The following is a 21,239-nucleotide window of genomic DNA, read 5'->3' on the forward strand; positions in this document are numbered from 1 at the left end:
CCAGGAAGGACGTTCCATGACCAAGTTGTGCACCCGCCCCCTCCGCTTCACCGGCACCGTCAGCGACGACCCGATCAAGGACTATCTGCGGCTCATCGGCCGGACCCCGCTGCTCACCGCCGCGCAGGAGGTCGAACTCGGCCAGCGGATCGAGGCGGGCGAGCAAGCCGCGCTGCGCCTCGGCGATGCCGGTGCGGCCGCCGAACTCGACGTGCGAGAGCGCCGGGAACTGCGCCGCCGGATCGCGGACGGCTCGCGCGCCAGGGACCGTATGGTCGAGGCCAACTTGCGCTTGGTCGTCTCGATCGCCAAGCGGTATCCCACGCCGACCGGCATATCGCTGCTGGACCTGGTCCAGGAAGGCACGCTGGGCATGATGCGCGCGGTGGAGAAGTTCGATCACCGGCGCGGGTTGAAGTTCTCCACCTACGCGACCTGGTGGATCAAGCAGTCGATCGGCCGAGCGCTGGCCGATCAGAGCCGCACCATCCGCATTCCGGTGCACGTCGTCGAGGTGCTCAACCGGCTGAACCGCGCGCAGCGGGCGCTCGCCCAGCGCCTGGGTCGCGCGGCCACGGTCGCGGAACTGGCCGCGGAGCTGGAACTGTCCGCGGGAAAGGTGCGTGAGCTGCTCGATCTCGCTCGCGAACCGCTGTCGCTGCACACCCCGGTCGGCGACGATGCGACCGAGTTCGGCGCACTCATCGCCGATGCCGGGCCGGACCCGTCCGAGTCGGCGGCCGAGTCGGCGCTGCGCGATCAGCTGGACCGGGCACTCGGCGCGTTGACCGAACGGGAGGCGGCGGTCATCGCGTTGCGCTTCGGGCTGGGCGGCGCGGAGCCGAAGACGCTCGACGAGGTCGGCAAGACCTACGGAGTGTCCCGCGAGCGAGCTCGCCAGATCGAGGCCAAGGGCATGGCGAAACTGCGGCAGCCCGCGCGGGCCAAGGCGCTGGAGGGCTTGCTCGGCTGATTCGCTGCCGTGTCGCTGGATGTCCATCGAAGCAGCGAAGTCCCATACTGGGCAGATGGCCGGTTCGGTTGCTGTCGCCGCGGACCCAGCGGCCCCGATGGGCAGGGCCAAGACCAACGTCGTGTTCGGCACGATCGTGCTCGGCATGTTGATGGCGGCGCTGGACCAGACCATCGTGTCCACCGCGCTGCCCACCATCGTCGCCGACCTCGGCGGGGCGGGGCACATGGCCTGGGTGGTCACCTCGTATCTGCTGGCCGAGGCGGTGGCGACGGCGCTGGCGGGCAAGCTCGGCGACCTGTTCGGCCGCAAGCTGGTGTTCCAGGTCAGCGCGGTGATCTTCATCGTCGGCTCGATGGTCGCCGGTCTGGCCAACGGCATGCTGCTGCTGGTGCTGGCCCGCGGCGTTCAGGGCTTCGGCGCGGGTGGGCTGATGGTCACCTCGATGGCACTGATCGCCGACATCATCCCGCTGCGGCAGCGTGGCAAATACCAAGGCGCGCTGGGCGCGGTGTTCGGCGTGACCACGGTGATCGGCCCGACGCTGGGCGGCCTGTTCACCGATCACGCCAGCTGGCGCTGGTGCTTCTACGTCAACGTGCCGGTCGCCGTGGTCATGATCGTCTTGGCGGCGCGCACCATCCCGCGGGTGCGCGCCGCGGCCAAGCCGATCATCGATTACGCGGGCATCGGTCTGGTGGCGCTGGGCGTCTCGTGCCTGATCCTCGGACTGGAGTGGGGCGGACAGCAATACGCGTGGGGCTCGCCGATGATCGTCGGATTGTTCGCCGCGGCGGTGATCCTGCTGGGCGCATTCGTCGCGGTGGAGTTGCGGGCCGCGGAACCGATGCTGCCGATGGGGTTGTTCCGCAGCCGGGTGTTCACGGTCTGCTCCGTGCTCAGCTTCATCGTCGGCTTCGCGATGCTCGGCTCGATGACCTACCTGCCCGCCTACCTGCAGTACGTCGACGGCGTTTCGGCCACTATGTCCGGCGTGCGCACCCTGCCGCTGGTGGCCGGCCTGTTCGCCACCTCGATCCTGTCCGGGCAGGTGGTCGGCAAGACCGGCCGGTACCGGTACTTCCCGATCGCGGGCACGCTGGTCATGGCGCTCGGGCTGTACTTGATGTCGACCATGGGCCGGACCACCGAAACGTGGCTGGAGTCGCTGTACATGCTGATCCTGGGCCTCGGTCTCGGCCTGGCCATGCAGGTGCTCACCATCGTCGTCCAGAACACCGTGCCCTACGCCCAGTTGGGCACCGCGACCTCGGGCGTCACGTTCTTCCGCACGCTCGGAAGCGCCTTCGGAACGGCGATTTTCGGCACGCTGTACAGCAACGAGATCGAGCCGAACCTTGCCGCTGCCCTGGCTCGCGTGCGTGTGGTGCCGCCGGGCGTCGCGGCCGACCCGCAGTCGTTGCGCGCACTGCCCGCCGAACAGTCGATCCCCATCATCGACGCGTACGCCGACTCCATCGGTCACGTGTTCTTCTGGGTGGTGCCGGTCGCGCTCGCCGGATTCGTGATCGCGTGGTTCCTGCCCGAGGTGCCGCTGCGCGACAGCGCGCGGGCGGGCGCGGGCGACGTGGGCGAAGGGTTCTCGGTGCCCGACTCTCCCGACCGGCTGGTGCAACTGGAGCGCGCGATCGCGGGCACCATGCGCAAGGCGGGGGCCGGGGACCTGATCGGACCGCGCCTCCTCGCCGAGGCGGACAGCGATCTCACGCGGGGCGAAGCATGGGCTCTCGGGCAGGTGTATCTGCGCGAGCGGATCACGGGCGACGCCACGCTCGCGGCAATAGCGCGGGCGCACCGCCTGCCCGAGGAGGTGATCGAGCCGATCTACGACCAGGTCGGCGCGGAGGGGTATCTGACACGGGACGCGGACCGGTTGCGGCTCACCGACTCCGGTGCGGCCGAGATGGATCGGATCAAGGCGGCTTGGCGGCGCTGGCTCGACCGCAGACTCGACGACTGGAACGAAGCCGATCCCGTCGACCGCGCGCTGCTGGACCGGGCGCTGTCGAACATCGCCACGAAGTTGCTGGAAGACGAGGCGCGCCAGGAGGAAACGGTGCGGGTCTGACTTCTTGCCTCCAAATACTCGTGCACGTATATTCGTAGACGAGTAAGGAGGCGCCGCGATGAAGAAACGCAAGGTGGACAACCTGCTCGCGCTCGCGGTGCTGTCCGTGATCGTCGAGCGCCCGATGCATCGGTACGAGATCGCGCAGACCTTGCGCGACCGGGGCAAAGACCATGACATGGCGATCAAGTGGGGTTCGCTCTACACGGTCGTGCAGAACATGGCCAAGGTCGGTTTCCTCGAGATCGTCGGCAGCGAGCGGGAGGGCGCCCGGCCCGAGCGGGTGATCTACCGGATCACCGACGCGGGCCGCGCCGAGATGGCCGATTGGACCAGGGAGCTGCTGTCGACTCCGGAACCGGAACCGCACCGGTTCGTCGCGGGTCTGTCCATGCTCGCGGTGCTTCCGCCCGCCGAGGTGGTCGAACTGCTCGGTGCCCGGCTCGAAGCGCTGGGGCGGACCATCGAGACCGTGCGCCGCGAACTGGGTGAACTGGCGGGCACGCTGCCGCGCCTGTTCATCATCGAGTCCGAGTTCGGGCTGGCCATGCTGGAAGCCGAAGCGGCGTGGACGCGTTCGCTGCGCGACGAGCTGACCGAGGGCGCCTTCCCCGGGCTGGTGCAGTGGCGGGAATGGCACGAACGCGGCATGCGTCAGTCCGAGGTCGCCGAGCTGGTGGAGAGGGGGATGGCCGAGAACTAGCCGAGACCGGACCCGGCGAGGTGCGGCAACACCGCCGCCGGGCCCGATCGAACAGTCTCGAACCGCGCCCGCGAACGCGCACCCGGCTACAAGGCTGGCAACCACAGGATAACCGGGTGGGTGGCGCGTGGGTCGGTTCGGGGAACCGAAAACCCGAATCGCACGAATCCTGGAGACACCCATGTCCACAACACGTACCGCCCTGGTGATCGGTGGCGGCATCGCCGGCCCGGTAGTCGCGACTGCCCTGCTCAAAGCGGGTATCGAAGCCCGCGTCTACGAGGCCTACCCCGGCCCGTCCTACGGCATCGGCAGCGGCCTCGCGCTGGCGCCCAACGGCATCGCCGCCCTCGACATCATCGGGGCGGGCGATCCCGTTCGCGCGATCGCCCAGCCGGTGACGAAGATGAACATGGCCGTCGGCGACAAAGTGCTGGCGCTGCCCGGCCTGTCCGACGTGCCGCCGCTGCAACTGGTCGATCGCAGCGAGCTGCACCAAGCCCTGCACCGGCACGCGATCGCCGCGGGCGTTCCGTTCGAGTACGACAAGCGCCTGGTCGACGCGCACGAGGACGCGTCGGGCGTCACCGCGCGCTTCGCCGACGGCAGCACGGCCACCGCCGACGTGCTGATCGGTGCGGACGGTATCCGCTCGGCCGTGCGCACGCTGATCGACCCGAACGCGCCGGGGCCCGATTACACCGGCATGCTCGGCTTCGGCGCGATCACCGAGTGCGACGCCGACATCGCGCCTGAGACCATGACTTTCGCGTTCGGCAAGCGGGCGTACTACCTGTACTGGCCGGTCGGGGACGGACGGGTGGCGTGGGGAGCGAATCTGCCGCACAAGCAGTATCTGTCGCTCACCGCGGCGCGGGCCGTGCCGAACGCGCGCTGGCTGGAGATCCTGCGCGAGACCTACCGCGACGACACTCCCGGCGGCGAACTCGCTCGTCGCACCACCGAGGGGCAGTTGGAGGTGGTCGGCGCGCTGCACATCATGCCGCCGGTGCCGCACTGGTATCGCGGGCGGATGGTGCTGGTCGGCGATGCGGTGCACGCCCCGTCCAACAGCTCCGGCCAGGGAGCGTCGCTGGCGATCGAGAGCGCCGTGCAGCTGGCCCGCTGCCTGCGTGATCTGCCCGCCGCGGAGGCGTTCGCGGTCTACGAGCGCTTGCGCCGCGACCGGGTGGAGGGCGTCGCGGCTCGCGCGGCGAAGATCAACCACAGCAAGACGCCCGGACCGGTGGGGCGCAAGATGATGCAGCTGCTCATGCCGCTGATGGCCAAGACGGTGATGAAACCGGAGAAGTCCATGGGGCCCGAGCAGCGCTACCGGATCGACTGGGACGCGCCCGCCGACCGCGAACTCGCGGCGGTCTGAGTCCTGCTGAGCGATCCCGCCGGTCCGGCCGACCGGCGGGATCGCTCATTCCGTAATGGTGAGCGTCATTCCCCTAGGCGTCGTGCCGCGCGGTCGCGCAGGATCCGCGCGGTCTGCTCGTCGCCGGGCAGGAACGCCTCCAGTTGCAATTCGGCGAGGGTGACGTCGACGGCGGTGGCGAACGACGTGAGCGTGGTGATCAGACGCAACTCGCCTTCGTCGCGGCGCAGACGCAGGGGCACCGCGAAACCGAGATGCTCCGGCCCCGGTTCGGCTTGCGGCAGATAGGTTTCCAGCTCGTCGATCAGTGCGTCGAGGGCGGGATCGGGGCTGCGGGTCATCCGGTTGCGCAGCGCCTCGGTGACGTGCCTGCCCCATTCCGGCAGGTTGAGCACGCGGGCGGCCAAGCCGTCGGGATGCAGGGCGAGCCGCAGTACGTTGACCGGAGGCTCCAGCAGCCAAGGGGCGGCGCCCTCGGTGAGCACGTCGAAGGCGGCGTTGGCGGCGAGCAGGATTCCGTAGGGCCGGACGACCAGCGCCGGGTAGGGCAGATGACCGTCCAGAACGGCCCGCAGAGCCTCCAGCACCGGCGCCAGTTCCACGGTGTCGATTTCCGATTCGGGGAAGATCGGCGCGTAGCCCGCGGCGAGCAGCAATCCGTTGCGTTCCCGCAGCGACAGGTCCAGTGATTCGGCCAGCCGCACCACCATGGTGCGGCCGGGGCGCGAGCGGCCCTGCTCCAGGAAACTCAGATGTCGCTGTGTGGTGTCGGCGCGGATCGCGAGATCGAGCTGGCTGACCCGGCGCAGGGTCCGCCAATGCTTGAGCTGCCGGGCGAACCCGGTGGACTGGACCGCCGTCGTCATAGCAGCAGTATCGGGCGGGTGGTTGGTCCTTGGCCATACCCTGCGGGGAATCGCACACGCGCCGGACGACGGCAAAACTCTGCGGCATGAGCAAACAACTCGATGAGCAGGAACTGTCGCGATTCACCGAGCGGTACATCGCGCTGTGGAACGAGCCCGACGCCGACGCCAGGCACGAACAGATCAGGCGTCTGTGGTCCGAGGACGGCGCCCAGGTGCTGGTGGACCCGCCGCAGGCGATGCGGGAGGCATTGGCCCAGTTGTCCTTCCCGATTCCGACCGTGCAGATCCGCGGCTACGAAGCGCTGGACCGTCGCGTCGATCGCGCGTACGACGAGTTCGTCGCCCCTGGCGAGCACGTGTTCGTGGGAGCAGGACCCGCGGTGCGGTTGTCGGTGAACCTGATCGGCGTCACCTGGCACATGGTGGCCGAGGCGGACGGGGCCGTCGTCGGCGGTGGGTACGACGTGATCGCACTCGATGACGAGGGCCGGATCCGGTGGGACCACCAGTACATCGGCGTCGCGTGAGGAATGCTCAGGGGCAGGCGGTGAGGATCCGCACCATGGCGTCCTTCTCGGCCGGGGTGACCCAGAGCTGGTATGCCGCCTTCACCTGGACCTGCCTGGTCACGTAGGCGCAGTGATAGCCCTTGATCGGCGGCAGCCATTCGGACGCGTCGGAGTCGCTCTTGGACTGGTTGGTGGGACCGTCCACGGCTTGCAGGTTCAGTGGATCGTTGGCCAGGTCACGTCGGCGTTCGGCGGAAAGCTGCTGTGCGCCTTTCTGCCAGGCGTCCGAGAGCGCGATGACGTGATCGATCTGCACCTCGTCGGAGGACTTCGTGCCGCGTTTGAAGTTGATGGTCTTGCCGGTGTAGGGGTCGGCGAGGGTCCCGGTGGCGACGATGCACTTGCCCGACTTGAAGGTCACGTCGGTCAGGTCGCGCTGCAGGATGTCGTTGCGGGTGTCGCAGCCGTTGCCGCCGCCGGGCACCGAGACATTGTCCGACCACGGAGGCCCGAATTCGTCTCGGCTGTAGCCGGTTCTGGGTGCGCGATCCGCGACGCGCAGGGAGTTCAAGAGGGCGAGGGCGTCCCGCCCTGGCATCGAGGCGGGCGCGTCGGCGCAGGCCCGGCCGTCGGAACCGCACTGCGCCGCCGTCGACTCACTGGGCCGGATGGAGGAACACCCGACCAGTCCGATGGAAGTCGCGACCATGACACCGATCAGAGCCAGCCGCTGCGCTGTGGACTTCATCGAACTTCCTAACGCCGAATCCACTTGAAACTGTAACCGGCGTCAAAGTATCCAGTCCGGGTGTTCGCACAACCGAATGGCGCGTATGAGATTCGGCACAGGTGGTCGATATCCGGAGGCTCACAAGGCCACCGGGCCGGAAAGCGGGCCCGCCCCCGAATCGCCGTGCCGGCGCCGATTCGGGGGCGGTCTATCACGAGGAGACCTGTGGAGCCGCGCGGTTGTGCGGATGGTTGTCCACTCCGAATTCCGCACTGGGACGACACCACGGGGCTGATGAGGGGGAGGTCCCGAGGTGTCGAGCCGCGCCTGTTCCGGACTCGCTCGTGACGATCAGGGCGATCGGGATCCGGTGGGTGCCGGTGACCGGGGAGGCCGTACCCTATGGGGCGCCAGCACGCATCCGCTCCATCTCGATCGCGCTTGATTCTACGTATCAAAACAGTAGATAGGCGATATGTAGATTGGCAAGTTCGTTCTGATGGTTCGAAAAATTTCTCAGCCGATCTTCAGTTTCGGCCATACATCTACTGCATGACTACGGATGTCTCCCTGAGATGACGGCGCAGCGCGGGTGTCGTCCATCCGCTCGGTCCTGTGACGATGCTCACGTCGTGTCCGGTCACAGACAAGCGAAATCGTGTGTCGAAACGGGTGCAGGCAAGCAGACCCGGACCCGGAAGGACCACATCATGCCGACCGTCGACGTACTCGACTCCTTCATCCACTACCGCGACACCGGTGCGGGCGACACCCCCGTGGTGTTCCTGCACGGCAATCCGACTTCGTCGTACCTGTGGCGCAACGTGATTCCGCACGTCGCCGACCGGACCAGGGCGCTGGCGCCCGACCTGATCGGCATGGGGGAGTCGGGCAAGCCCGACAGCGACTACCGGTTCACCGATCACGCCGCATACCTGGACGCCTGGTTCGACGCACTCGGGCTGGACCAGGTGGTGCTGGTCGGCCATGACTGGGGTGGCGCGCTGGGCATGGACTGGGCCGCCAGGCACCGGGGCCGGGTGCGCGGAGTCGCGCTGATCGAGACGTTCCTGCGGCCGATGCGCTGGGACGAGCTGCCCGCGCTCGGCGCCGAGTTGTTCCGGAAGTTCCGCTCGGCGGAAGGAGAGCGAATGGTGCTGGAGGAGAACACCTTCATCGAGTTCAACCTGCCGAGGGGCGTCGCAGACCTGTCGGCCGAGGATCACGATGTGTACCGGGCCCCGTACCCCACACCGGCCGCGCGCAAGCCGCTGCTGGCGTGGCCGCGCGAGTTCCCGCTGGACGGAGAGCCCGCCGACGTGGTCGCTCTGGTGCGCAACTACGGCGCGTGGGCGGCCGCGACACCCGAGGTGCCCAAATTGCTGATGGCGCTGGAGAACGGCGTCGGAATGGGGGCGGCGGAGGTGATCGACTGGGCTGCGAGCGCTTTCGCGAGCGCCGAGGTCGCGCCGATCGGTCCCGGCGGCCACCACGCGCCGGAAGACCGGCCGGACGAGATCGGCCGGGCTGTCGCGGCGTGGCTGGACCGGCACGCCCTGATCGGGACCGCAGCTCGCTCGTGACCCGCGCCACGGGGTGACCCGGCGCTGCTTGCGTCGACCGCGACCCAGGCCGAATGATGGCCGGATGAGCACGCAGCACGAGCGGGTCGCGGCGGACGAGCAGGTCATGGTCGCGCGCGCGGTCGCGGGCGACCGGGACGCCGTCGCCCAGGTGGTGCGCCTGCTGCAGGACCCGCTCTACCGGCTGGCGCTGCGGATGGTCTGGCGGCCCGCCGAGGCCGAAGACGCGACGCAGGAGATCCTGGTGCGCGTCCTCGGTCATCTGCACACCTGGCGCGCCGAGGCGAAGCTGCTCACCTGGGCTTACCGCATCGGCGTCAACCACCTGCTGAACCTGCGGCGGCAGACCCCGCACGAGGCCGCGCAACTGAGCCTGGAGGCCTACCGGGACGGGCTGGCCGACGGCTTGTCGGAGGCGGACTATCGCGGACCGGAAGCGGTGCTGCTGACCGCGGAAGTGCGGCTCACCTGTAGTCAGGGCATGCTGCAATGCCTGGCCCGCGACGAACGGGTCGCCTTCGTGCTCGGCGAGGTGTTCGAGCTGAACTCGACCGAGGCCGCCTGGATTCTCGACATCACTCCCGCCGCCTACCGAAAGCGATTGGAGCGCGCCAAGAAACGGCTCGGGAACTTCCTGAACGCGACCTGCGGCCTGGTCGACCCGCAAGCGTTCTGCCGCTGCTCGCGCCGGGTGGACCGAGCGCTCGCGCTGGGACGGGTCGACCAGCGCCGTCCGGTGTACGCGCGCCATCCGGTCAGCCCGGGCGGGCGCACCGCGGCCGCAGCCGAACAGCAGATGGTCCGGTTGCACGATGCGGCGTCGGTGCTGCGCGCGCACCCGGACTACGCCGCGCCGCAAGCGAAGATGGACGCGATCGCGGGGCTGCTCGGTTCCGGCCGCTTCCCCCTGCTCGACGAGAAGTGACCGGCTCGGCAGCCCGCGTCGCGGCGATCGGCTACCGGAGGCGGCTCACTCGTCGTCGGTGGGCTGGGCGGTCGGGGGAACCCCGGTGTCGAGGAAGCGAATGAGCCGATCGATGCGTGCCGTGTGGTCGACACAGCGTTCCAGGTGGTGACCCAGCAGCGCGATATCGATCGCGACCTCGGTGGACGGTTGGGACTCCGGCTCGCGCAGCACGGCATGCAGTTGCTGGTGCAGCGTTTCCATCGGCCGCGCGGTAGGCGTCTGCTCCTCGGCCTGCGCCTGGTGGCCCGCGACCGCCTGCGCGGCCAACGCCGTGCGCTGCGCCGCCAACTGACCCATCGCGGCGAGGATGTCCAGGATGGGTTGCGTCGCCACGTGTCCCGGATGGCTCCGGTACACCTGGTCGGCGACCCGGCTGGCGAGCCAGCCGATGCGGGACAGTTCACCGGCGATCTGGATCGCGGTCACCACGTGCCGTAGGTCGCGCGCCACCGGCGCCTGTAACGCCAGCAGCACCACGGTGCGCGCCTCACACGCGCCGTACATCTTCTGCAACTGCTCGTCGAGCGCGAAGACCTCGTAGGTCGCGGTGAGGTCGGCGTCGACGAGCGCGTCGGTGACACGCTCGACGGCGTCGTGGGCGAGCGTGCACATCAGCGTCAGATCTTTCGTCAACGCGATGAGCTCGGCAGTGAACTGAGTGCGCACCGCCAAATTCTCACCTATCGACCGGTGCGGGGTCGATTCCTTGCCGGATGTTCTTCGGTAACGACCTCGCCTCGGTTCGGCGCCCGCGGCCCCGCCGCGATCACCAACCGCGCGGCGCGAGCGCGTGGGTCGCGTGGAAAACCCTGGTCCTGGTGATTTTTTCGAGCAGCGCGGGCTTCGGCGGAGCCACCGGCTCGGCGCACGAGACCGAGGGCGTCGCTTGCGTCGACTCCGCGCGATCGCGCTGGTCGGCGCGGTCCGGGACAAGCGGCGGAGAGTTATTGCCGGAACGGAGAATTATGGTGCACATCACAGTGAGCCGTTGCGGCGCACGTCGACTCGTCCGATTGCTCACCGCATGCCCCGCCCTGCCCGCGGCGGCGGCGCGGACGGTCGATCCTGCCCGGTGCCGCGAGCGGGGTGTTTGCGATCCGGTGCCTGTGCGCGCCACGGCCGGGTGCGCGTCTGCCCGAGCCCTGCTCAGCGCCCGAATCGCGCGGGCGCGAAGCCTGCCCGCGGATGTCGCCGGTGTTACCGTCGCGGCATGCCGAACTTGCGCGACATTCAGCATCGGGTGGTGACGGCGTTCCAGCGCCGGGTCGGCAACCCGATCCTTCGCACGCTGCCCGGACAGACCCTGCTGGAGACCACCGGCCGGGTCAGCGGACAGCCACGGACCACGCCCATCGGCGGGCGGAGGATCGGGCGGGAATTCTGGTTGGTCGCCGAGTTCGGCGAGCGCTCGCAGTATGTCCGGAACATCAAGGCGGACAACCGGGTCCGGCTGCGGCTGCACGGGCGGTGGCACACGGGCACCGCGCACCTGCTGCCCGACGACGATCCGCGTGCCCGCCTCGCCGCCCTGCCGCGGGCCAACAGCGCGGCCGTCCGGCTCGTCGGCACCGACCTGCTCACCCTCCGCATCGATCTGGACGACTGAGCCCCCGGGGCCGGGTGCGTCGAGATTGCACCCGACCAGGATGCGGATAGTTTGCTGGGACGATGGTGGGCATGATCCGTGTGTTGACCGCCCGCTGGACCGTACTCCTACCACTGTTCGCCGTGCTCGCCCTCGCGGCCACCTGGGGTCGAAGTCTGCCCGGTGTCGCGGTGACGATCGTGGTGGTGGCGTTGATCGGGCACGCTTTTAAAAGCGCTGGTCAGTGCGGGACTGCCGTCTCGCCGTTCGCGGCCCGGACCCACTTGGTGGCCCATTCGGCACTGCGGTGCGACTCCGGCATCTCTGCAAGGCCATGTTGCACTTCGTCGCGGGCTCGCTCGTGTTGTCCGAGAATCCAGAGCACCCGGGCACGCTGGAGGCACCAGAAGCCCATGGTGTACCAGTATCCCGCTTCGGGCGGTTCTTCCCCCTCGGAGTCTTCCGCTGCCTTGTCGGCGAGGATCAGGGTGTGTTGCGCGGCTCGTGTGTTGCCGCTGACGGCATGTACTCGCGCAAGCTGATAGTTCTCGTACACGCGGATGAGCGGGTGCATCTGCGCTACGGACATGACTACCTCGGCGTAGCTCTCTGCTTCGTGCCACTGGTTCCGCGCTAACGAGGCATAAGCGGTGAAGCTGAGTGCGTGCGCGAGTTGATCGGGCCCGTTGGCTGCTTCGGCGAGTTGGACGGCACGGGCGAGGCTTTGCCGAGAGGCGGTGTCGGCACCGGTAACTAGTTCGAGCCAGCCTCGGTACTGACTGATCTCGCTCGCGATCATTGCTGAACGCTTCGCTAGCGCTGAGTTGGCTTGCTCAGCAAATGATTCGGCCATCTTCCCGATTCCCTGTACAGCGGGAAGCACTGCCACTGGACCGGTCGCATCTTCGATGCGCCTCATCGAGGCCAGCATCGTGGCAACTTCTCGCAGACTGGATGCATCGACGTTGGCAGCCGATCCCGCGACAGTCGACAGTCGGCCCAAATCGGTACCTAAGACTCTCTCGTAGGCATCAACGATGCGTTGAGGTACCGGGCGCTTGCCTGACTCGATCAGGCTCAGGTACGCGGGGCTGTAGTTGGTCAGTGCGGCCATCGCTCGCAACTTCACACCCCGCGCCTCGCGTGCAGTGCGGAGTATTGAACCCTGCTTCATCGGTCCACCCCTCGGCGCTGAAAACAGCTGTCAACAACAAACGGGGCTGATACCCCGTTGATTCCACGAGACTACTACTCGGCGCACCTCACTGATGGTGCGTCGGAGCGCAACTCATTATCGATGCAGCAGGGGGTTCTATGAATCATGTAGTTTTCGGGAATACGCCCTTGTCCCGATGCCACTATTACCGGAACGTGTGCGATATACCCGCGAGAGTTGACCCTCCCCAGGTAGGCCGGATCGTGGCCCGCTGCGGCTCAGTGTGGGCGATCACCATGCCCGCCGTATTGTGCCACGACGTGAAGGTGTGGATGCAAAACCAGGGTTACAAGCTGGGGCCGATCCTGTCGCACCCACGGTCGAAACGGTGGACGTTCATTATTCGCCCTGACGTGCCGGACGACGTGCCGTTGTTCGCTGAGATGTTCCGGTTGGATGTGTCGATTGTGCGAGACGGCGGAACGATCGGGCTGCCGAGTCCAGCCGATCGAGGGACCAAGTTCCGTGCGTGGATCGTTCTGCCGGACAGCCATGTCCGCCCGTCCGGGCGTCTTGTTGTGCGGGCTGTCCGTGACATTGTGGCGGCGAAGAGGGCGCGGCGTCGGCGGGGACTGGCTTATGCCTGACTGCGTTTCGTGCGGGCAAGGTCCATGGATCAAGCTGTCTCACTGCGGGATCTTCGGGTACGACCAGGCGACGAATGCGTTGCTGTCGGTACGGTGCCCGTCGCGGTTCTGCCCCGACAAGTTGGTGCCGCTGGTGAATGGTCGCATCGCTCTGCATACCGCGCCAATAGACGAAATCGTGCCGGGTGGGTGCCCGTGGGTTGGTACGCGCATCGTTGATGATCGTGCGGACTACGAAGCAGCGCACTCCGGTCGGGTACAGCCCGGCTGGGACTGGTCATGACGCTCGCCGACAGTGCCGCACGGCCAACGCTGCAACTACTCCAGGGCGGCAAGTCCGACAGATTCGACGTTGAGGCAGCGTTGTCGAGACTGCTCGAACGGTTGGCGTCGCACAGCAACCCCGGTCTGCCGTTGATGAGTCGCACTGCTGCCGACAAGGCATTAGATGCACACGAGGATTGCGACCTGTTGCAGTGTTCGACGTTGGTAGCGGCGCAACTCGTGATCCGCGACAACTACCGGTGGTTCCGGGAACGGGGCATGTGATGACGTCCCCCGAACGAACCGGACGTGCATCTCGTCGTGCGGCTGCGCGGCTTACATCTGCACTTCGCGGCCTGTCTGACTGCCGCGTTGATCTTCGTCCAAGACGAAGCGGAACGGCATAGCACGGACGGCGTGTACGTAGCGAAGGGCACGCCCGACCGCTTACCAAGGTTGCCTGGGGGAACGGCTGTATGTCGAGCGATGATGGTTCTGTTTGCGCTATCCCACCCCCGCTGCCGCCCGGTGCTTGCCCGGTGAGGCGGACGGGCGCGCGCAACCCCTGAACGTGGGACACTGTTCCGTTTGGGTGATACGCAGGGCTACCGACTATCGGAAGGGAATGTGATGGGGCAAGGCGACGACCAGTTGAGTATGGATCTGGGAGTTCCTGTCGAGCAGACCGCATGGGACAAATGGGTTGATCCGGACCGCCGCAAGGCGCAGGCCCAAAAGTTCATGGACTATGCGGGCATAAGCGGTCTCCCTTCGGAGCCGTGGCCGGAAGACTCGGCCGAGGTCAAACGGCTTGACTCCATCGTCGCCGAACTGTTCCCGACCAGGGCTGCTGCTGCGGCAGCACCCGATGACGCCGACTTGGTTGACGCGTTCGTTTGTTTCATCGGTGCGTGCTTCGAAAGATTCGCAGGGTCCAGATTTATCGATGAAGAATGGTTCGGCCGCGAATATTCGTTTTACGACGACGTGAATCCCGCGTTAGAGATGGATACGGGCGACGAAGAAGACGTCGAGACCGTATGGGGATTAATCGGGCGCATGATCGAATATAGCCCCGAGGAGCATGAGGGGATGTTCTGCAAAATGGCTGCCGCCATTCGCGAGTACGCATCTCTCCACGAGGGCCATCGCAGCCGCTGAGCTGCCTCAACTGCTTCCTAGGCTACGGCCAAGAACTTCTCGAATCGCTTCAGGCTTCTTGGGGGATCGGTTGGACGAATACGAAAGAGACCGAGACAACTACAAGCCCCACGAGCGCGGAAGGATATTCGAGAACGGTATCGAAGCATATTTCAAGGACCGTGAGCGTGGATATCTACCCAGCTCCCGCATATACAAGACCCCGGAAGGCCGGATTCAGTTCGACCACGTCAGAGAGGAGCAAGGTAAAACTTTCTCTATCGAGGATAAATCCGGCAGAATTGAAGGACCCAAGGATGAAAAGCAGCTCAAGGCATTACGGGTCCTTCTGGAGACAGGCGTCGTGCAGGAGCATACGCTACGGTCAGTAGAAGGTGAGACTGTATCGAAAGACTGTCAGGTACTTATCAACGGTTTGAAGCAAGACTTCGGAGACAGATTCACCCACCTAGAAATCTCGCGAGCTGAAGCCCGGACAATTTGGGCATTGGGCGTGGATCTAGAGCGAAGTAAACAGCGCGAACTGCCGGAGCGAGGTAAGCAGCTTGAGTTACAAGGAGTAGCAGAGAAGGCGCGGGAGGAGAAAGCCCAGGAGCTACAAAAGCGGCGGGACAAAATCGCGGAGCGGGAGCGGGCGCGTGAGCGAGCCGAGAAGTTCCGGAATATGCTGCGATTCCGCGGCGGCGCTACCCGTGGCAGGGCGGAAGCCCCCGAACGAGTCGAGCGCGAGCGGCGGGCGCGAGAAGAGGCCGAGCGGGCCAGGCAGGCGGGCAGAACTCCGGAGAGCGAGCGTGCGCGAATTGAGCGCGAAGCTGCTGAACGGGTGGCGCAGGAATTCCCGACACCCAATCAGTTTCAGCAACGGGAAGCCGCTGACACTGGAGAGCATGCGGCCCGAGAAGCCGCCGACGCTGCCAGCCTGGAGCGGGCAGCAGCCGACGCCCGCACGGCAGAGGAGAAGGCGCGCGAAGCTCGCGAGGCAGCGGACAAGGAACGCGCCGAAGAACTGGCACGACTGCAAGCCCGAGGAGTGCCCCCGGAAGTCGTGAAGATTCTCGGGCTCGGGCAAGCGGAACCGCCGTCAGCGGCAGTACGGGAGCCGCCTGGTCATGCGCCTGGCGTTGTGCGTGGCGGCACCGGACAGGGGCAGGAACGCTCACGTGGAATATCCCGCGACCGATAACCGACCCCCAAGTATGGGCGCAACCGGTTTCGTCGCTCACGGGCCGATCTAGAGGCGTGTCCGTAGGTGGGCTATAGCCCCTCCCCCGGCAGTAGTGGCCCACTCCCAGGCATTCGGGCCAATATTCACGCAGACAGGGGGGAGGGGGTATTGGGTCGACCGGTTCCCGGTTCCCGGTTCCCGGTTCCCGGTTCCCGGTTCCCGGTTCCCGGTTCCCGGTTCCCGGTTCCCGGTTCCCGGTTCCCGGTTCCCGGTTCCCGACAGTGGTTCCGGAACTTGGGGAACCGCTTGTGTGGCGCGTACGGTTCGACACGTCGATACCCGGAGGTCCGTCTACTCGCCTTCGGCTTTCTCGACGTTGCATCCATCGGTCCATCGGGCCAGCAAGCTGAGCGCTGCCAGTCGTTCCAATGCTTCCTGCTCGGTGTACTCGCTTTCGCCTTGTCCATGGGTTGATTGGTTCCGGATCGTCATTTGGACGCCAGGAGCGAAATGCACGAGACCGTCATTCATCCCCTTGACTGAGACGTGTGATGGATCACCTGGCCATCGCAGACGCGGCTGGCCAGGCTTCGGCGGATGCGAACTGAATGCGCTCTGCCACATAGATGCTCCGCTCTGGATGTCGAATCGATTGGTAATTGCGCGTCCGTGCTGCTCCACGGCATCACATGCGGCGGCAACTGCGCGCCGGAACTCCCCGATTTCCCAGAGCTTGGCTGCCGCGCCCCATATGAGTGGATGCAGTTCCGTAGGTCCCATGGATGGCGATAGGGCCGCTTCGGCACGCGCGATCATGGCTTCGAGCCGGCCGACTGCGTAGTCGGCGGTATCAAGTACGTCCGCAGGGGTGACCACTGGCTTCGGGTAGGTGATGAAGCGCCAGTTCACTATCGGGTCGATTGGCAAGTTGTGACCTTGGACTGCGATCTTGCCGCCCGTGATCTCAGTTGCTTCGCTTGCTCGGCCTGCCGCTATTCCAATCTGCCTACGAAGCTCATAGATCTCATTGGTGTCGGCGTCGGCGCGGGGGGTAATAGACGGCAGAAGCCCCGGCGCAATCACAGTGTCCGCGTGTAGGTCGAGGTACTTGACGAGTAGGTTGCGGAACTCCACGACCGCCTGGTGGACGTCGCGAAGGTATTGGGGCTTGTAGTTGCTGACCACGGGGTTGCTTCCTGTCATCGCTGAAGGGGTTGGCGCGCAATCTCCGCAAGTGTGGCTGGGTGTACAGCCATGAACAAACCATTTTGCTGCATTGGTGGGCCGCGCTGGCGCGTACCGGTGGGTACGAGGTTGAGGACGAACGTCGTTGTCCCGTTACGTGCTCGGTGACTCGGCAAGGTAGCGGTACACCGTGGCACGGGACACCCGAGTATTTTGGCGATATCAGGTACGGGCACGTCCTTCGATTTCAACGCACGCGCCTTGGCGGCGTCCGAGTCGTTGACCTTGGGGGGCGTCCGCCCTTGCGGCCATTGGCGGCAGCAGTGGCCAAACCGGCACGGGTGCGTTCGATCATGGGTGTCTCGTTCCAATTGCGCGAACGCGGCCATGATCGTGAGCATTGCTTTGCCCATCGGGCCAGCGGTGTGCAATCCCTCGGTGAGCGAGCGGAACCCAACACCGCGTTCGGTCTGGAGACCACCGGCCGGGTCAGCGGACAGCCACGGACCACGCCCATCGGCGGGCGGAGGATCGGGCGGGAATTCTGGTTGGTCGCCGAGTTCGGCGAGCGCTCGCAGTATGTCCGGAACATCAAGGCGGACAACCGGGTCCGGCTGCGGCTGCACGGGCGGTGGCACACGGGCACCGCGCACCTGCTGCCCGACGACGATCCGCGTGCCCGCCTCGCCGCCCTGCCGCGGGCCAACAGCGCGGCCGTCCGGCTCGTCGGCACCGACCTGCTCACCCTCCGCATCGATCTGGACGACTGAGCCCCCGGGGCCGGGTGCGTCGAGATTGCACCCGACCAGGGCTGGAGGGCCCCTTGGTGCTCGGCCTCGGCGCGACCCAGATGGTGCTGCTGGCCCTCACCGTCGTAGTAGGCGGGCTGACGGTCGTCCCGGGTAGGGCGACCCTGCTACAGGGCGGCGTCCACCTGGCTGTGTTCGCAGCCTTCGTCGGCCTCGCCGCCAGCCCTTGACCGGCGAACGCGGAAACCACGAAGCGGTCGACCCACGCGCGTTGGGCGGCCCGCACGATCCACATCGCCGCCTCGCACTCGCGACGGAATGAACAGCTCAGTGCGGGTACTGCGCCGCGTATCTCGCCCGTTCCAGCTCGCGGCGCCTGGCCCGCCGCGGGTTCTCCAGATCCGCGGGCAGCCCGTGTTTCACGAGCCGGTGCGCACGGTTCATCGGCATGAACGCGACGGTGTAGAACAGGGCCAGCAGCAGCGCCAGCAGGACCATCGCGCCGCGCAGCCACAGTTCGCCGGGGAACAGCAGGAACGCCGCGAACAGGGGCGTGAACGGCACCATCCCGCGCGAGATGTGCCGGATGGTCGCGAACCTTCCGGTCAGATCGTCGCGCACCCACTCGCGCATCGAATCGGGCAGGCGGCGTCCGAAGGCGTAGCCGAGCCACTGGATCGGATCGGGCCGTCGTCGCTGTCGAGTCATGCCTGAACTCCTCGGTCGGTGGCGGGGGAGCCGGACTCGACGAGCACCGACCGGCGGGCCGCCTCGTTCACCCGGGTCAAGACGTCGCGCAACTCCTCGAGGTCGGCCATGGTCACGCCCAGGCGGCGTACGACGGCGGGCGGGATCCGCTCGGCCTGCTCGCGCAGTTCGGCTCCGGCCCCGGTCAGGTTCACCACCAGGTTGCGCTCGTCCCGGCTGTCCCGTTCGCGGCTGATCAGCCCGGCCGCTTCCAGGCGTTTGAGCAGGGGGGACAGGGTGGGGGAGTCGAGCTGGACGGCCTCGGCGATCGCCTTGACCGACATCGGCGCTTCGCCCCAGAGGGCGAGCATCACCAGATACTGCGGGTGGGTGAGCCCGAGCGGCTCGAGCAGCGGCCGGTAGACGGCCAGCACCGAGCGGTTGGCCACCGCCAGCGCGAAGCACACCTGCCGATCCAAGCGCAGGGGATCGTCGATTTCGGTCTCCATCGGTCCTCCTTGTCCGCGCTCCAAGTTAGCGCATGAATAGTTAGTGCATTAATCAATGTGCGCGACATCTCCGCTCGAGATCCCGGTGCGGCGGCGGGTGCTCGATACCGTGAAATTCATGCACAACCATCCGGGCCCGCTACGCATCGAGGAATTGGACGCGGTACGTGGGTTCGCGCTGTGCGGAATCCTCGTGGTGAACATCTGGCAGCTCAACGGGATGGTCACGACGGACGGGTCTGGCGCGGTGATCCCGGTGCGGCACGCGCTGTCGGTGCTGTTCGAGGGACGTTTCTTCCCGATCTTCGCGTTCCTGTTCGGGATCGGTTTCGCGTTGCTCATGGACACCGCGGCGGAGCGCGGCGAGCGGCCGCGGCTGGTCCTGATCCGCCGCCTGCTCGCGCTCGGCGTCGTCGGCCTGATCCATCAGCAGTTCCAACCGGGTGAGGCGCTGCTGCCGTACGCGCTGGCCGGGTTGGTGATCCTGGTGCCCGCGTGGGCGCTGCCGAACTGGGTGGTGCTGCTGGCTGGCCTGGCAGGCACCTTCGGCGTCGCGCTGGCCCTCGGCGGAGGGTTGGCCCTGGTGCCCGGGTTGTTCCTGCTCGGCCTGGCCACCGCACGCGCCGGGATCGTGGACACCTTGGACGAGCGGGGTTGGCAGATCGGTGCGGTCTTCGCTCTCGCCCTGCCCGCCGCGATAGTGGCGGGCAGGTGGGAGTACCGCACGCCGTATCTCGAGCTGTGGTCCACCCCCGCCATAGCCGTGGCGGGCCTGCTGGGCGCACTCGCTTATCTCACCGGACTGCTGCTGTTGCTGCGCATCGAACCCGGCCAGGTGCTGGCGGAGGTGTTGCGGCCGATGGGCCGCATGGCTTTGACCAACTACGTCGGCGCCACCGCCCTGATCCTGCTCGCCGCACCGCGTCTGGGACTGACCGGCTCCGATGACTACGCGACGGTGCTCGGGTTGGCCGCGGCGATAGTCGCGGTGCAGGCGGTGTTCAGCGCCGGGTGGTTGCGGTTGTTCGAGTACGGCCCGCTGGAATGGGTGTGGCGTTGCGTCACCTGGTGGACGATGGTGCCGATCCGGCGGGCGCGGGTGCCTAGCCGTCCGTACTGAACTCAGCGTCCGGCGGCGGGATCGCCGGTCTTCTCCAGCGCGGCCAGCGTCGCGGAAACCAGCGGCGCGGTGTCGAACTGAACGGCGACATCGACCAACCAGGCCAGCTCGGCGGCCAGCGTGGGTTGGCGCGGCTCGGCGAAGGATTCGTCGTCCCCGGCGGCCGGCAGGCCGAGCCGGTGCGCCCGCAGCGCGGCGGCGATGCGAGCGGCCTCGATCGCGGCGGCCCGGGTGCGCCCCGGAACAGCCAGTTCGGTGGCCAGGCGCTCGGCGATCGCCGTCGCCTCGCCGGACAGGTGCGGTTGCAGGCGCAACAGCCAGTCGCGGATCTCGATCACCCTGCGGTACACCCGGTCTCGGGCCGCCGTGCTCCGGTCCGGTGTTGGCGCCAGTTCCGGATCCACCTCACGCAGGGCCAGCCACAGCGGACGCAGCCGCGGCAGCGCCCGCAGCCGGGCGATCGTGTGCAGCAGCCACGGCGCCAGCGAGGGGCACAGGTAACCGACCAGCATGACGGTCGCGCCCAGGCTCGCGAACGCGGGCGCGACGTCGGTGTTGAGGCGGCGCAGATCGAGGTCGAACCACGCCGCGCCGACAGCGATCACCTTGCCCGCGCTGTATCCCAGCGCGACGGCGCTGCCGACCGCGAGCAGCCGGAGGCCACGCCGCAACCAGAGCCGGTCGACCTCGCCGATCCATCTGCGGCACAACCCGATGATGCGGATCAGCGCCGCGGAGTACACCGCGAGGTAGACGCCGAGGAAAGCCACCGCCGACGGGACCTTCGCGTAGTGGGCGTCGAAGTCGGTCGGATGGCTCTCGTCGTGCACCGGCGCCACGGCGAACAGCACCGCCAACCCCGCGAGCACGAGCACCGGCAGCATGAGGACGCGCCGCCCGGCCCCGGCGTCCGGCTCCTGGGGCGCCACCATGAACCCGGTCCACACCACCTGAGCGAGCACGGCACTGGCGATGGCCCCGTACACCACGAGTGAAGCGAGATTGGGAATGCCCGAGACGTCCCCGATCCAGGTATAGGTCTGCGGCACAGCCGCTTCGAATCCGATCCCCGCCGCGAGAATGGCGAATGCGACGGCCCAGCGTGCGGGACTACCCGGGTTGCGAAGGGCGAGGGCGACCCGCCACAGGAAGGCGGCGAAGGCGAAGGCGGCCACGCCGCCGTAGACCAGTCCGAACCACATCG

At 67.1% G+C, this 21,239-nt stretch carries 23 protein-coding genes and 1 pseudogene; 15 read left to right on the forward strand and 9 right to left on the reverse strand.

Annotated elements, in window-relative coordinates; all coding sequences use genetic code 11:
- The first annotated feature begins 16 nt into the window (after positions 1 to 16).
- From ON19_RS06585 to ON19_RS06600, 4 genes are all read left to right on the forward strand, one after another.
- Positions 17 to 973, forward strand: coding sequence for a sigma-70 family RNA polymerase sigma factor (locus ON19_RS06585; RefSeq protein ID WP_043688294.1), 957 nt, complete (start codon positions 17 to 19; stop codon positions 971 to 973).
- Positions 974 to 1,028: 55 nt separating this feature from the next.
- The gene (locus ON19_RS06590) at positions 1,029 to 3,062 is read left to right on the forward strand and encodes an MDR family MFS transporter (RefSeq protein WP_043688295.1); all 2,034 of its coding nucleotides are present in this window, start codon (positions 1,029 to 1,031) and stop codon (positions 3,060 to 3,062) included.
- A gap of 58 nt (positions 3,063 to 3,120) precedes the next feature.
- Positions 3,121 to 3,765, forward strand: coding sequence for a PadR family transcriptional regulator (locus ON19_RS06595; protein ID WP_043688297.1), 645 nt, complete (start codon positions 3,121 to 3,123; stop codon positions 3,763 to 3,765).
- Between the two features lie 181 nt (positions 3,766 to 3,946).
- Positions 3,947 to 5,149, forward strand: a complete 1,203-nt coding sequence (locus ON19_RS06600) for an FAD-dependent oxidoreductase (protein WP_043688298.1) — start codon at positions 3,947 to 3,949, stop codon at positions 5,147 to 5,149.
- A gap of 65 nt (positions 5,150 to 5,214) precedes the next feature.
- On the opposite strand, the gene ON19_RS06605 is transcribed toward ON19_RS06600, so the two are convergent.
- Positions 5,215 to 6,015, reverse strand: a complete 801-nt coding sequence (locus ON19_RS06605) for a helix-turn-helix domain-containing protein (RefSeq protein ID WP_043688300.1) — start codon at positions 6,013 to 6,015, stop codon at positions 5,215 to 5,217.
- An 86-nt stretch (positions 6,016 to 6,101) separates the two neighbouring features.
- On the opposite strand from ON19_RS06605, the gene ON19_RS06610 reads away from it, so the two are divergent.
- On the forward strand, positions 6,102 to 6,545 hold the full coding sequence (locus tag ON19_RS06610; RefSeq protein WP_043688301.1) for a hypothetical protein: 444 nt from the start codon (positions 6,102 to 6,104) through the stop codon (positions 6,543 to 6,545).
- A 7-nt stretch (positions 6,546 to 6,552) separates the two neighbouring features.
- Here ON19_RS06610 and ON19_RS06615 read toward each other — a convergent pair whose 3' ends face one another.
- On the reverse strand, positions 6,553 to 7,275 hold the full coding sequence (locus tag ON19_RS06615; RefSeq protein ID WP_043688303.1) for an HNH endonuclease family protein: 723 nt from the start codon (positions 7,273 to 7,275) through the stop codon (positions 6,553 to 6,555).
- A gap of 614 nt (positions 7,276 to 7,889) precedes the next feature.
- On the opposite strand from ON19_RS06615, the gene ON19_RS06620 reads away from it, so the two are divergent.
- Together ON19_RS06620 and ON19_RS06625 are read left to right on the forward strand one after the other, a co-directional pair.
- Entirely contained in the window at positions 7,890 to 8,840 is a 951-nt protein-coding gene (locus tag ON19_RS06620; protein WP_372478628.1) for a haloalkane dehalogenase, read from the forward strand.
- A gap of 64 nt (positions 8,841 to 8,904) precedes the next feature.
- The gene (locus tag ON19_RS06625) at positions 8,905 to 9,765 is read left to right on the forward strand and encodes an RNA polymerase sigma factor (RefSeq protein ID WP_043688304.1); all 861 of its coding nucleotides are present in this window, start codon (positions 8,905 to 8,907) and stop codon (positions 9,763 to 9,765) included.
- A 45-nt stretch (positions 9,766 to 9,810) separates the two neighbouring features.
- On the opposite strand, the gene ON19_RS06630 is transcribed toward ON19_RS06625, so the two are convergent.
- Positions 9,811 to 10,473 carry a phosphate signaling complex PhoU family protein gene (locus ON19_RS06630; RefSeq protein WP_043688441.1) on the reverse strand — a complete coding sequence of 221 codons (663 nt, stop codon included), beginning with the start codon at positions 10,471 to 10,473 and terminating at the stop codon, positions 9,811 to 9,813.
- Positions 10,474 to 11,017: 544 nt separating this feature from the next.
- On the opposite strand from ON19_RS06630, the gene ON19_RS06635 reads away from it, so the two are divergent.
- Positions 11,018 to 11,413, forward strand: a complete 396-nt coding sequence (locus ON19_RS06635) for a nitroreductase/quinone reductase family protein (protein ID WP_043688306.1) — start codon at positions 11,018 to 11,020, stop codon at positions 11,411 to 11,413.
- 220 nt (positions 11,414 to 11,633) lie between these two features.
- Here ON19_RS06635 and ON19_RS06640 read toward each other — a convergent pair whose 3' ends face one another.
- Positions 11,634 to 12,566, reverse strand: coding sequence for a helix-turn-helix domain-containing protein (locus ON19_RS06640; protein WP_083899178.1), 933 nt, complete (start codon positions 12,564 to 12,566; stop codon positions 11,634 to 11,636).
- Between the two features lie 302 nt (positions 12,567 to 12,868).
- On the opposite strand from ON19_RS06640, the gene ON19_RS06645 reads away from it, so the two are divergent.
- From ON19_RS06645 to ON19_RS41685, 4 genes are all read left to right on the forward strand, one after another.
- Positions 12,869 to 13,195 carry a hypothetical protein gene (locus tag ON19_RS06645; protein WP_227954450.1) on the forward strand — a complete coding sequence of 109 codons (327 nt, stop codon included), beginning with the start codon at positions 12,869 to 12,871 and terminating at the stop codon, positions 13,193 to 13,195.
- A 279-nt stretch (positions 13,196 to 13,474) separates the two neighbouring features.
- Positions 13,475 to 13,744, forward strand: coding sequence for a hypothetical protein (locus ON19_RS06650; protein ID WP_043688309.1), 270 nt, complete (start codon positions 13,475 to 13,477; stop codon positions 13,742 to 13,744).
- A gap of 303 nt (positions 13,745 to 14,047) precedes the next feature.
- Entirely contained in the window at positions 14,048 to 14,620 is a 573-nt protein-coding gene (locus ON19_RS06655) for a hypothetical protein (protein ID WP_157229608.1), read from the forward strand.
- Between the two features lie 70 nt (positions 14,621 to 14,690).
- On the forward strand, positions 14,691 to 15,803 hold the full coding sequence (locus tag ON19_RS41685) for a hypothetical protein (protein WP_157229609.1): 1,113 nt from the start codon (positions 14,691 to 14,693) through the stop codon (positions 15,801 to 15,803).
- A gap of 333 nt (positions 15,804 to 16,136) precedes the next feature.
- Here the strand turns inward: ON19_RS41685 and ON19_RS39690 are convergent, their stop codons facing one another.
- Positions 16,137 to 16,970, reverse strand: a complete 834-nt coding sequence (locus ON19_RS39690) for a TIGR02391 family protein (RefSeq protein ID WP_043688444.1) — start codon at positions 16,968 to 16,970, stop codon at positions 16,137 to 16,139.
- 14 nt (positions 16,971 to 16,984) lie between these two features.
- Positions 16,985 to 17,401: a recombinase family protein gene (locus ON19_RS44630; RefSeq protein WP_227954449.1), complete on the reverse strand. Its 417-nt coding sequence runs from the start codon at positions 17,399 to 17,401 to the stop codon at positions 16,985 to 16,987.
- On the opposite strand from ON19_RS44630, the gene ON19_RS06670 reads away from it, so the two are divergent.
- Both ON19_RS06670 and ON19_RS39975 read left to right on the forward strand, forming a co-directional pair.
- Positions 17,324 to 17,740, forward strand: a complete 417-nt coding sequence (locus ON19_RS06670) for a nitroreductase/quinone reductase family protein (RefSeq protein WP_083899180.1) — start codon at positions 17,324 to 17,326, stop codon at positions 17,738 to 17,740. The two genes, ON19_RS44630 and ON19_RS06670, sit on opposite strands and share 78 nt — an antisense overlap.
- Positions 17,741 to 17,781: 41 nt before the next feature.
- A pseudogene (locus tag ON19_RS39975) lies at positions 17,782 to 17,949 on the forward strand (ionic transporter y4hA); the annotation flags it as partial.
- 97 nt (positions 17,950 to 18,046) lie between these two features.
- On the opposite strand, the gene ON19_RS06675 reads toward ON19_RS39975, so the two are convergent.
- Complete coding sequence (locus tag ON19_RS06675) at positions 18,047 to 18,427, reverse strand: DUF5313 family protein (protein WP_043688313.1); 381 nt, start codon at positions 18,425 to 18,427, stop codon at positions 18,047 to 18,049.
- The gene (locus tag ON19_RS06680; protein ID WP_043688315.1) at positions 18,424 to 18,915 is read right to left on the reverse strand and encodes a MarR family winged helix-turn-helix transcriptional regulator; all 492 of its coding nucleotides are present in this window, start codon (positions 18,913 to 18,915) and stop codon (positions 18,424 to 18,426) included. Before ON19_RS06680 ends, ON19_RS06675 begins: the two co-directional genes overlap by 4 nt.
- Positions 18,916 to 19,033: 118 nt before the next feature.
- Here ON19_RS06680 and ON19_RS06685 point away from each other — a divergent pair, with 118 nt between their 5' ends.
- Positions 19,034 to 20,035 (forward strand): DUF418 domain-containing protein, encoded by a 1,002-nt coding sequence (locus ON19_RS06685; RefSeq protein ID WP_043688447.1) that lies wholly within the window; start codon positions 19,034 to 19,036, stop codon positions 20,033 to 20,035.
- A 2-nt stretch (positions 20,036 to 20,037) separates the two neighbouring features.
- Here ON19_RS06685 and ON19_RS06690 read toward each other — a convergent pair whose 3' ends face one another.
- Complete coding sequence (locus tag ON19_RS06690) at positions 20,038 to 21,237, reverse strand: MAB_1171c family putative transporter (RefSeq protein WP_051168589.1); 1,200 nt, start codon at positions 21,235 to 21,237, stop codon at positions 20,038 to 20,040.
- Positions 21,238 to 21,239 lie beyond the last annotated feature (2 nt).

This window comes from Nocardia abscessus NBRC 100374, assembly GCF_000308455.1.
Classification (GTDB): Bacteria; Actinomycetota; Actinomycetes; order Mycobacteriales; family Mycobacteriaceae; genus Nocardia; species Nocardia abscessus.

Bases quoted from the DNA above. Each gene is read 5' to 3' on its own strand.
- ON19_RS06585 (WP_043688294.1), top strand. From the start codon at position 17: ATGACCAAGTTGTGCACCCGCCCCCTCCGCTTCACCGGCACCGTCAGC.
- ON19_RS06590 (WP_043688295.1), top strand. From the start codon at position 1,029: ATGGCCGGTTCGGTTGCTGTCGCCGCGGACCCAGCGGCCCCGATGGGC.
- ON19_RS06595 (WP_043688297.1), top strand. From the start codon at position 3,121: ATGAAGAAACGCAAGGTGGACAACCTGCTCGCGCTCGCGGTGCTGTCC.
- ON19_RS06600 (WP_043688298.1), top strand. From the start codon at position 3,947: ATGTCCACAACACGTACCGCCCTGGTGATCGGTGGCGGCATCGCCGGC.
- ON19_RS06605 (WP_043688300.1), bottom strand. From the start codon at position 6,015: ATGACGACGGCGGTCCAGTCCACCGGGTTCGCCCGGCAGCTCAAGCAT.
- ON19_RS06610 (WP_043688301.1), top strand. From the start codon at position 6,102: ATGAGCAAACAACTCGATGAGCAGGAACTGTCGCGATTCACCGAGCGG.
- ON19_RS06615 (WP_043688303.1), bottom strand. From the start codon at position 7,275: ATGAAGTCCACAGCGCAGCGGCTGGCTCTGATCGGTGTCATGGTCGCG.
- ON19_RS06625 (WP_043688304.1), top strand. From the start codon at position 8,905: ATGAGCACGCAGCACGAGCGGGTCGCGGCGGACGAGCAGGTCATGGTC.
- ON19_RS06635 (WP_043688306.1), top strand. From the start codon at position 11,018: ATGCCGAACTTGCGCGACATTCAGCATCGGGTGGTGACGGCGTTCCAG.
- ON19_RS06640 (WP_083899178.1), bottom strand. From the start codon at position 12,566: ATGAAGCAGGGTTCAATACTCCGCACTGCACGCGAGGCGCGGGGTGTG.
- ON19_RS06650 (WP_043688309.1), top strand. From the start codon at position 13,475: ATGACGCTCGCCGACAGTGCCGCACGGCCAACGCTGCAACTACTCCAG.
- ON19_RS06670 (WP_083899180.1), top strand. From the start codon at position 17,324: ATGGGTGTCTCGTTCCAATTGCGCGAACGCGGCCATGATCGTGAGCAT.
- ON19_RS06675 (WP_043688313.1), bottom strand. From the start codon at position 18,427: ATGACTCGACAGCGACGACGGCCCGATCCGATCCAGTGGCTCGGCTAC.
- ON19_RS06680 (WP_043688315.1), bottom strand. From the start codon at position 18,915: ATGGAGACCGAAATCGACGATCCCCTGCGCTTGGATCGGCAGGTGTGC.
- ON19_RS06685 (WP_043688447.1), top strand. From the start codon at position 19,034: ATGCACAACCATCCGGGCCCGCTACGCATCGAGGAATTGGACGCGGTA.
- ON19_RS06690 (WP_051168589.1), bottom strand. From the start codon at position 21,237: ATGTGGTTCGGACTGGTCTACGGCGGCGTGGCCGCCTTCGCCTTCGCC.